Below are 10,193 nucleotides of genomic sequence, written 5' to 3'. Positions count from 1 at the left end.
GCCATGGTCCCGATGTGGTTCTTCCCCATCGCCATCGCCGCCGGCAACACGGTGGTGTTGAAGCCGTCCGAGAAGGATCCGACCGCCGCGATCTGGATGGCCGAACTGTGGGCCGAGGCGGGTCTGCCCGCCGGGGTGTTCAATGTGCTGCAGGGCGACAAGACCTCCGTCGACGAACTCCTCACCAACCCCGCCGTCAAGGCCATCTCCTTCGTGGGATCCACCCCGATCGCGCAGTACGTATACGCCACCGGCACCGCCCACGGCAAACGCGTCCAAGCCCTCGGTGGGGCGAAGAACCACGCCATCGTCCTGCCGGACGCCGACCTGGATCTGGCGGCCGACGCCATGGTCAACGCCGGCTTCGGATCCGCCGGTGAGCGGTGCATGGCCATCTCCGCCCTCGTCGCAGTTGGCGACATCGCCGACGAACTGGTCGCGAAGATCACCGAACGCACCAACACGCTCAAGATCGGTGACGGCACCAAAGATTCCGACATGGGACCGTTGGTGACCAAGGTGCACCGCGACAAGGTTGCCTCCTACATCGACGCCGGCGAAAAGGACGGTGCCACCATCGTCGTGGACGGGCGCACCGTGCAGCCGGACGGCGGCGCGGACGGGTTCTGGCTCGGACCCACCCTCATCGACCACGTCACCACCGACATGTCCGTCTACACCGACGAAATCTTCGGACCCGTCCTCTCCGTCATCCGCGTCGACTCCTACGACGAAGCCCTCGAACTGGTCAACTCCAGCCCGTTCGGCAACGGCACCGCCATCTTCACCAACGACGGCGGCGCGGCACGCCGGTTCCAGAACGAGGTCGAGGTCGGCATGGTCGGCATCAACGTGCCGATTCCCGTTCCGACCGCGTACTACTCCTTCGGTGGCTGGAAGAACAGCCTGTTCGGTGACACCCACGCCCACGGTGCCGAGGGTGTGCACTTCTTCACCCGCGGCAAGGTCGTCACCAGCCGCTGGCTCGACCCGAGCCACGGCGGCATCAACCTCGGCTTCCCCCAGAACAACTGAGCAGGAAAGGACCCACGGTCATGACGACGACAGTCTCCCAGGAACTCCTGCCCACCGGTCAGCCCCTCGACGCGGCCCGTGCCGAGGGTGAGCGCGCCTATGCACTCGACCGCGCGCACGTGTTCCACTCGTGGTCCGCGCAGGAGCAGATCACACCGATGACGATCCTCGCGTCCGAGGGCTCGTACGTGTGGGACGGTGCCGGGAACCGCATGCTGGACTTCTCGTCCCAGCTGGTCAACACGAACATCGGGCACCAGCACCCCAAAGTCGTTGCCGCCATTCAGGACCAGGCGGCGAAGCTGTGCACCATCGCACCGCAGTACGCGAACGACGCCCGCTCCGAGGCTGCGCGGTTGATCGCCGAACGGACCCCGGGCGATCTGAACAAGGTGTTCTTCACCAACGGTGGCGCCGATGCCAACGAGCACGCCGTGCGCATGGCCCGCCTGCACACCGGCCGTTACAAGGTGCTCTCCCGCTACCGTTCGTACCACGGTGGCACGGACACCGCGATCAACCTCACCGGCGATCCGCGCCGCTGGCCCAACGACTACGGCAACAGCGGAGTCGTCCACTTCCACGGACCGTTCCTGTACCGGTCGCAGTTCCACTCGGAGAACGAGCAGCAGGAAACCGAGCGCGCGCTCGAGCACCTCGACCAGTTGATTCGTCTCGAGGGGCCGAACTCGATCGCGGCGATCGTGCTCGAATCGGTTCCCGGGACCGCGGGGATCATGGTGCCCCCGCCCGGTTACCTGGCGGGCGTCCGCGAGATCTGCGACCGCTACGGCATCGTGTTCATCGCCGACGAGGTGATGTCGGGGTTCGGGCGGACCGGAAAGTGGTTCGCGATCGACCATTTCGGTGTCGTACCCGACCTGATCACGTTCGCGAAGGGCGTCAACTCCGGTTACGTTCCGCTCGGCGGTGTCGCGATCAGTGAAAAGATCGCGGCGACGTTCGCGAACCGGCCGTACCCGGGCGGACTCACCTACTCGGGACATCCGCTCGCCACCGCCGCCGCGGTCGCGACGATCACTGCGATGGAGGACGAGGGGATCGTCGAGAACGCGGCCCGGATCGGTAGCGAGATTCTCGGTCCCGGACTGCGCGGCCTCGCCGACCGGCATCCGTCGATCGGTGAAGTTCGAGGGCTCGGTGTGTTCTGGGCGATCGAACTCGTCGCCGACCGTGCCACGAAGGAACCGCTCGCCCCGTACGGCGCGTCCAGCCCGGCGATGAACGAGGTGATCGCGGCGTGCAAGGCAAGTGGACTGCTGCCGTTCGCCAACTTCAACCGCATTCACGCGGTGCCGCCGTGCACCGTCACCGAGGCCGAGGTCCGTGAGGGTCTCGCGATCCTCGACACGGTTCTCGACATCGCGGACGCACACCGCAACTCCTGACACACCCCGTCCGACGACACACCCGTGTCCCGACACTCGATCCGTCCCGCGGTCAATGGCGCCCGCGGGGCGGATCTTTCTCTTTCCCCGACAATCACTCGGCGCCCGGATCTCAACGGAGAGAATCTATGAGCTCGATTACGTCCACGCTCGCCCCGTCCCTACCGGAAGGCTATGTCGAAGAACGGGATCGGCCACCGGTTCCCGACGTCGCCATCCTCGACCGACTGACCGCCGACGCCTTCGACCTGCACGTCGACACCGCCGGAACCGGTGAGAATCCGCAGTTCCGGGTCACGCTCTACAGCGGCGGCTCGACCGTGTCGCTCGAGCGGGTGCTCCGCCTTCTCGGAAGTCTCGACCTCGAGGTAGACGACCAACGGACGTCGGTGTTCCGCCGCGCCGACGGTCTGGTGTGCCGGCTCTACGATTTCCGGGTGTCCGCGGGACCGCTCGTCGCGTCGGCGATGGCCGCTGGATCCGTCGAACCCGAGGCCGTCGTGGAGACGTTTCGGGCGATGTGGTCGGGCCGGGCGGAGGCGGATCGGTTCAACGTGCTGGTACTGGCCGCCGGCCTGGACTGGCGGGAGGTCGTGCTCCTGCGCGCCTACGCACGCTTTCTGCGGCAGAGTGCTCTGCCCTACGACCAGGGCCGGATCGAGGCGGTGCTGCTGTCGCGTCCCGAGTTCGCGTCTGCGCTCGTGGGTTTGTTCCACGCGCACTTCGATCCGCGCGGGCATTCCGCCGACGACGTCGAAACCCGCCGAGCCAGAGTCGAATCACTGCTCGAAGAGGTCGAGGGCCTCGACGCCGACCGGATCCTGCGCGCGTACGTGAATCTCGTGTCGGCGACGACCCGCACCAACTTCTACCGCGACGGGACGCTCGGTCCGACCCGGCCCCAGCTGTCGCTGAAATTCCGCTCCGGCGAGATCGACGAGCTTCCGCGGCCGCGGCCGTTCTACGAGGTCTTCGTGTACTCACCGGACATGGAGGGCGTGCACCTGCGATACGGACCCGTCTCGCGCGGTGGCCTCCGCTGGTCCGACCGCCCCGACGACTATCGCACCGAGATCCTCGGACTCGTCAAGGCGCAGGCGGTGAAGAACGCCGTGATCGTGCCCGCAGGCGCCAAGGGCGGTTTCGTCGTGCGCAACCCGTCGTCCACCGGCCTGGACTGCTACCGGCAGTTCATCTCCGGGTTGCTCGACGTCACCGATAACCGTTCGGACACAGCCGAATCGGTGCATCCGGACGGCGTCGTCTGCCGCGACGGTGACGATCCCTACCTGGTGGTGGCGGCGGACAAGGGCACGGCCACGTTCTCCGACGCCGCCAATGAGGTGGCCCGGAAATACGACTTCTGGCTCGGTGACGCGTTCGCGTCCGGCGGTTCGGTCGGCTACGACCACAAGAAGATGGGCATCACCGCGAAGGGCGCCTGGGTGAGCGTCACCCGGCATCTGGCCGAACTCGGAATCGACGTCGACGGTGACCCGTTCACGGTGGCGGGGATCGGCGACATGAGTGGCGACGTGTTCGGCAACGCCATGCTGGCGACGCAGGGCATCGGACTGGTCGCCGCGTTCGACCACCGGCACATCTTCGTCGACCCCACTCCCGTCCGCGAGCAGGCCTTCCAGGAACGCCGCCGACTGTTCGAACTGCCGAGGTCGTCCTGGGCCGATTACGACCGGACCCTCATCAGCGAGGGCGGGGGTGTCTGGTCGCGGGAGAGCAAGTCGATTCCGGTGAGCAGCCAGATGCGGGCTGCCCTCGGACTGGCGCCGTCGGTGACGACGTTGACGCCGCCGGAGATGATCCGCGCCATCCTCGCCGCCCCGGTGGATCTGCTGTTCAACGGCGGAGTCGGGACGTACGTCAAGGCTGCGTCGGAGTCGCACACGGACGCGGGGGACAAGGCGAACGACACCGTCCGGATCGACGCCGGCCGGCTGCGTGCACGGGCCGTCGCCGAGGGTGGCAACCTGGGCCTGACCGCGCTCGCCCGCATCGAGTTCGCCCGCACGGGTGGACGCGTCAACACGGACGCACTGGACAACTCGGCCGGCGTGGACTGCTCGGACCACGAGGTGAACATCAAGATCCTGCTCGACTCCCTGCCGGTCGACCGGAGGCTCGACCCGGCCCGGCGCTCGGACCTGCTCGGGACGCTCACCGACGACGTGTCGGAACTCGTCCTCGCGAACAATCGCGCGCAGAACCGGGTTCTCGGTGACGCCCGGTCGAACGCCCACCGGATGGTGGACGTGCACGCACGGATGGTGGGCGACCTGGTCGACAAGCGCGGCCTGGACTGCGAACTGGAGGCGCTGCCGACCACCGAGGGCTTCACCGAACTGTCGGAGGCGGGGCTCGGGCTGACCTCACCGGAACTCGCGACCCTTCTCGCACACGCCAAGCTGGATCTCAAAGCGGAACTGGAGGATTCGGACGTCTTCACCGACGGGTACTTCTCCGGACGGCTCGGCGCGTACTTCCCGGCCGCACTGCGGTCCGTCCTCCCCGTCGACGCGCACCCCCTCCGCCAGGAAATCCTCGCCACCGAGATCGTCAACGACATCTTCGCCCGCGGCGGCCTCACCTACGCGTACCGGTTGCGCGAAGAGACGGGGGCCGGACCCGCGGATGTGGTGCGCGCGTTCGTCATCACGTCGGAAGTGTTCGGGCTCGCGGAACTCTGGGCCGACATCGCCGCGGCGAAACTGCCACCGGCGACGGAGTACGAACTGGTCGTCGAGGCCCGCAGGTTGCTCGACCGGGCGTCGCGGTGGTTCCTCGCCAACCGACGTCAGCCGCTGTCGGTGGACGCCGAGATCGCCGAGTTCCGGCGTGCCGTCCACACGCATTCCGGTGATGTCGGCGGATGGCTCCGCGGCGCAGAGGCGCTGGCGATGGAGGAGTCGCGGCGCAACTACGACGAGGCGGGCGTCGAGACGTCCATCGCCCGGCGTATCGCGGACGGCCTCTACCGGTTCAGCCTGCTCGACATCGCCGACGTCGCCCGCGAACTGGACCACGACGTCGCCGAGGTGGCGCCGCTCTACTTCGCGCTCTCCGATCACCTCGGTGTGGATCGGTGGCTGATCAAGGTGTCGGCGCTTCCGCGGGGTGAACGGTGGCACACGCTCGCCCGGGTGGCGCTGCGTGACGACCTGTACCGCTCCGTCCGGCTCCTGACCCGCGACGTGTTGTCCTCGGGCGAACCTGGGGATTCGGCGGACTCCCGGATTCTGCTGTGGGAGAGCACGAATCGGGCGAGAATCGAGCGTGCTCGCCGGACCCTGGGGGAGATCGACGCCGCGTCCACCCACGATCTCGCGTCGCTGTCGGTCGCGGCACGCCACGTGCGGTCCATGGCGGACGGGCACTGATTTCACGCACAAAACGGGCGAATGTACCTCTCGGCGCTTTCATCGCGTCGAGAGGTACATTCGCCCTTGTGGGGGTCCTACAGGGTGCGGGCCGGATCGGCGGGAGCGTCGTCCTCGTCGTCGTCGGGCACGAAATCGGCCTCGACGGCGGACGCCGGTTCCTTCCAGACCCACGGCTGACCGTCCTGCACGACGCGCCGGTAGGCGTACAGCACGATCGACAGTGACAGGACGAAGACGCCGACGATCAGTTCCTTCGTGCTGCCGTAGCCGGTGATCGAGGCGCTGAGAGCGCCGACGACGACCATGATCGTGTCGACGACCACGAGGACACCGGCGATGTACACCCACTGCTTGCCGAGTTTGATGGGGCGATGGGCGTCCGGTTCGTCGCGGCGCAGGTTGAGGAAGCCGGTCAGCGACAGGATGTGGCAGATGAGGTAGCCGACGATGCCGGCGACGATGACGGCGAGGGCCTCGCCGACGAACAGGATCAGGACGACGTTGACGAGTAGATCCAGCGACATCGCGCGTCCCGGAACCTTGAAGCGGTTGAGCTCGCCGAGTTGCTTGACGGTGAGCCCCTCCCGGGCGCTGCCGTGGAGGACGCGTCCGCCGTCGGCGGTGGTCATCACCATCAGGAGGACGAGGCCGGCGATGAGGCAGATCGCCATCACGATGTCGCCGCCGGGGAACAGGCTCTCGAACACGGTCAGGTAGAAGGAGACGGGGTTCTCGGCGACGTCGGCCTGGTCGACGAGTCCGCCGACGCCGAACGGGACGAGGATGTAGACGGCGATGACGAAGAAACCGGCCAGTCGCAATGCAATTCGGCTGTCGCGGATGGTGTCGCGGAACTCCGGCACGAACGAGGCGACCGCCTCGATGCCGTAGACCGACCAGGCGAGGACGAACATCCAGGCAAGTGCGGTGCGCCAGCCCGCTTCACCGCTGGCGGCGATGTCCCAGTGCAGGTTGCTCATCGACCAGCTGTCGGACAGGAGCGGGGCGGCCGCGAAGACGACGATCGGGACGAGGACGAGGGCGCCGGTCGCGTACATCAGCCACATCGCGGGACGCATCCCGAGGACGTTCAGTCCCCAGCCCATGAATAGCACGCCGAGAGCGATGACGTGGGGTAGTCCGATGGTGGCCAGGCCCGTGGAGAACGTCCACGTCTGTTCGGGGAACCATTCCGCCTGGACCAGCTTCCCGATCTGCAGGCCGTAGATGGCCAGCGAACTGGACCACGAGAACCAGTAACCGTAGGTCGCGAGCGGACCGACGAGGGTCGAGCGGGTTCGCCAGCCCTGATGGGCGTACATGGAAATGCCGCCGACCTTGTCGACGAACATGCTGGCCATCTCGGAGTAGATGAAATTCTGCAGGCATGCGAGGACGGCGACGGCGCCGAGGAGGACGAGCGTCGTCCAGGCACCGATCAGGCCGATTGCGTAGCCCATGCCGACGAACAGTGCGGCCGGGATGGAGAGGCTGATGGTGAAGCCGTCCCACCACCGCAGGTTCTTCTCATAGGTGTGGTCGTCGGCGAAGGAATCGTGCAGGCTCACGGGATTCTCCAGTTCTGGGCCTTGTCGGCGCAGTGTGTGTATTCAGAATGCGGCCCTCGGCGACTCGAGTCGAGCTGGGTGGAGGCCGATGGGCCGCCGCAAGTATGTGATTCAAGACACTAACACCGCGCAATGCGTCGCACAAGGTGAAATTCACCTCGCAATGCGTATTCATCAAGGCTTAACATCCATGAAATGCAGTCTTTTGTGCCCGCAACGCCACTGATCTCGTCGTTCTGGATAGAGTCGGTCCATGTCTCAGCACACTCTGGACGAACTGGACCGCGCGATCCTGCGGCAACTCGAGGACGACGGGCGGCGAGCGTTCCGGGAAATCGCCCGCAACCTGGGCTCGTCCGAGGCGACGGTACGGGCCCGCGTGAAGCGTCTGCAGGACCTGAACATCCTGCGCATCGTCGCGTTCGCCGATCCCGAGCGGCTGGGCGACTCCCAGTTGGCGCTCGTGTTCCTCACCGTCGACCCCGCCCGGCACCAGGCCGTCGTGGACACGCTGACCGAGATGCCCGAGATCACGTACGTCTCGACGCTGCTGGGGCGGAGCGACATCTGCGCCGAGGTCGGCAGCGCCAACAACGCCGAACTGTGGGCCTTTCTCAATCAACACGTCAGCGCCATCGAGGGCGTGCGCACCACGGAGACCATCTCGATCTGCAAAGTGCACAAGCTGCGGTACGGCACGCCCTCGAAGGAGTAGTTCTATGGCGTCGCGCCGAACACCGTGCGGTGCCACGCTTTCCGTGACACACCGGTGATGTCGCTCATGACGTGTTTGACGGTCAGGTACTCCTCGAACGAGTACGTCGACATGTCCTTGCCGAAGCCGGACGCGCCGACCCCGCCGTGCGGCATCTCGCTGATGATCGGGATGTGATCATTGATCCACACGCAACCCGCGTCGATCTCCCGTGATGCGCGCTGCGCGCGGTACAGGTTCGTCGTCCATGCCGACGCGGCGAGACCGTAGTCGGTGTCGTTGGCGCGGCGGATCGCGTCGTCGTCGCCCGAATGGCGGCTCACGGTGAGCACCGGTCCGAACACCTCGTCGCGGTACACCTCCGCGTCCTCGGTGACGTCGGCGATCAGGGTGGGGAGATAGAAGGCTCCGGGCAGGTCGGGGGCGGATCCGCCCGTCACGATCCGGAAGCCGGCGGCTTGGGCGCGCTGCACCATGCCGTCGACCCGGTCGCGATGCGCGAGCGTGATCAGCGATCCGAGGTCGGTGTCCGGGTCGTAGGGATCGCCCACCACAACCCGTTCCATCAGTGCGGCCACGCCGGCGACGAAGTCGTCGTACAGCGAGTCCGCCACGATCGCGCGGGTCGCCGCGGTGCAATCCTGGCCGCCGTTGATCAGCGACGCCGCCACCGCGCCGTGCACCGCCGCCTCGAGATCTGCGTCGTCGAACACGACGAACGGGGCCTTGCCACCCAGCTCGAGCTGCACGCGGGTGCCGTTCGTGGAGGCCTGCGCCATCACCGTGCGGCCCACGGCGGTCGACCCGGTGAAGGTCAGCACGTCGATTCCGCGGTGTCCGGCGAGCGCGGCGCCCACCTCGGCGCCGGTGCCCGTCACCACGTTGAACACGCCGTCGGGCAGCCCGGATTCGGTGGCCAGCCGGGCGAGACGCAGCGTGGTGAGGGGCGTGAGCTCACTCGGTTTGAGCACGGCCGTGCACCCGGCGGCCAGCGCCGGAATCACCTTCCACACCGCCATCTGCAGCGGATAGTTCCACGGCGTGATCGACCCGACGACGCCGACGGCTTCACGCCGGATGCTCGACGTGTGGTCGGGCGAGTACTCCGCGGAGGCCTTGCCCTCGAGATTGCGGGACGCTCCGGCGAAGAAGTCGATGTTGTCGATGCTGCCCGGGACGTCGAACTCGCGAGCGAGCCGGATCGCCTTGCCGGTCTGCGCGACTTCTTCGCGGGCGAACAGTTCCGCGTCGCGCTCGAGTGCGCGGGCGAGCGCGGTGAGGACCGCCGCTCGCTCGGCCGGGGCGGCACCCGACCAGCCGGGGAAGGCGGCACGCGCCGACCGGACGGCGGCGTCGACGTCCCCCGCGGTCGCGAGGGTCAGCGTCGTGACGGGGGTGCCCGTCGCCGGATCGATGATGCGGTGGACGGCGCCGGAGCCCTCGGCCGGGGATCCGGAGATCCAGCAGCCGGGCACGGTGGCCGGCAGGTCGAGCGAGGTGGACGGCGGAAAAGGGACCGAGACGGTCATGAGATCACTCCAAGACGGGGGCGAAAAGATTCACTCACAGTAGAAGAGCGCACTCGCGTTGGCTAGCCATCGCCACGAATTCAGTCATCGAAATGCAAGATATTCTGCGCATTGCGTCAAGATTTATCCCATTACTACTTGAATTCGCGGGCTCGAGGCGTCACCATTGACGCATGCCGGATCGGACCTCGGCGTTCGACGACCTGTCGAGGTGATCATCCCGGATTCGTCCTCTGAAGCTGGACCGGCCCGAATTCGACTGAACCGAAATACAATTGAGGACTCTGATGACTGCAGTCACCGAAAGAACCACGACCGAACTCGAACGCTCGGCCGCGCGCCACCTGTGGGGGCATTTCTCCCGGCACGGGGACAACATCACCCCGCCGATCATCACCCGCGGCGACGGCGCCCGCATCTACGATTCCACCGGCAAGAGCTACCTCGACGGACTGTCCGGGTTGTTCGTCGTCCAGGCCGGGCACGGCCGCCTAGAGCTCGCCGAGGCCGCCGCCAAACAGGCCGAACAACTCGCGTTC

Annotated in this window: 7 protein-coding genes; 5 read left to right on the top strand and 2 right to left on the bottom strand. The window is 66.8% G+C overall.

Going from position 1 to position 10,193, the window contains the following annotated elements:
- The 3 genes from mmsA to MLGJGCBP_RS10660 form a co-directional block, all read left to right on the top strand.
- A partial coding sequence (gene mmsA / locus MLGJGCBP_RS10670; protein ID WP_160095417.1) for a CoA-acylating methylmalonate-semialdehyde dehydrogenase occupies positions 1-1,035 on the top strand: 1,035 nt, incomplete at its 5' end.
- 20 nt (positions 1,036-1,055) lie between these two features.
- Positions 1,056-2,444 carry an aspartate aminotransferase family protein gene (locus MLGJGCBP_RS10665; RefSeq protein ID WP_087559719.1) on the top strand — a complete coding sequence of 463 codons (1,389 nt, stop codon included), beginning with the start codon at positions 1,056-1,058 and terminating at the stop codon, positions 2,442-2,444.
- Positions 2,445-2,572: 128 nt separating this feature from the next.
- Positions 2,573-5,839 (top strand): NAD-glutamate dehydrogenase domain-containing protein, encoded by a 3,267-nt coding sequence (locus tag MLGJGCBP_RS10660; protein WP_160095415.1) that lies wholly within the window; start codon positions 2,573-2,575, stop codon positions 5,837-5,839.
- Between the two features lie 77 nt (positions 5,840-5,916).
- Here MLGJGCBP_RS10660 and MLGJGCBP_RS10655 read toward each other — a convergent pair whose 3' ends face one another.
- On the bottom strand, positions 5,917-7,410 hold the full coding sequence (locus MLGJGCBP_RS10655) for an APC family permease (RefSeq protein ID WP_160095413.1): 1,494 nt from the start codon (positions 7,408-7,410) through the stop codon (positions 5,917-5,919).
- Positions 7,411-7,663: 253 nt separating this feature from the next.
- Here MLGJGCBP_RS10655 and MLGJGCBP_RS10650 point away from each other — a divergent pair, with 253 nt between their 5' ends.
- Positions 7,664-8,125: an Lrp/AsnC family transcriptional regulator gene (locus tag MLGJGCBP_RS10650; RefSeq protein WP_160095411.1), complete on the top strand. Its 462-nt coding sequence runs from the start codon at positions 7,664-7,666 to the stop codon at positions 8,123-8,125.
- Between the two features lie 2 nt (positions 8,126-8,127).
- Here the strand turns inward: MLGJGCBP_RS10650 and MLGJGCBP_RS10645 are convergent, their stop codons facing one another.
- Complete coding sequence (locus MLGJGCBP_RS10645) at positions 8,128-9,654, bottom strand: gamma-aminobutyraldehyde dehydrogenase (protein ID WP_201453020.1); 1,527 nt, start codon at positions 9,652-9,654, stop codon at positions 8,128-8,130.
- A gap of 287 nt (positions 9,655-9,941) precedes the next feature.
- Between MLGJGCBP_RS10645 and MLGJGCBP_RS10640 the strand changes: the two genes are divergently transcribed.
- On the top strand, positions 9,942-10,193 hold a 252-nt coding region (locus MLGJGCBP_RS10640), incomplete at its 3' end, for an aminotransferase class III-fold pyridoxal phosphate-dependent enzyme (RefSeq protein WP_160095409.1).

The organism is Rhodococcus sp. T7 (assembly GCF_009872365.1).
Classification (GTDB): Bacteria; Actinomycetota; Actinomycetes; order Mycobacteriales; family Mycobacteriaceae; genus Rhodococcus_F.
This window is presented reverse-complemented; position numbering and strand designations above follow the sequence as displayed.

Excerpts from the sequence above, each read along its gene's own strand:
- MLGJGCBP_RS10665 (WP_087559719.1), top strand. The coding sequence starts at position 1,056 with ATGACGACGACAGTCTCCCAGGAACTCCTGCCCACCGGTCAGCCCCTC.
- MLGJGCBP_RS10660 (WP_160095415.1), top strand. The coding sequence starts at position 2,573 with ATGAGCTCGATTACGTCCACGCTCGCCCCGTCCCTACCGGAAGGCTAT.
- MLGJGCBP_RS10650 (WP_160095411.1), top strand. The coding sequence starts at position 7,664 with ATGTCTCAGCACACTCTGGACGAACTGGACCGCGCGATCCTGCGGCAA.
- MLGJGCBP_RS10645 (WP_201453020.1), bottom strand. The coding sequence starts at position 9,654 with ATGACCGTCTCGGTCCCTTTTCCGCCGTCCACCTCGCTCGACCTGCCG.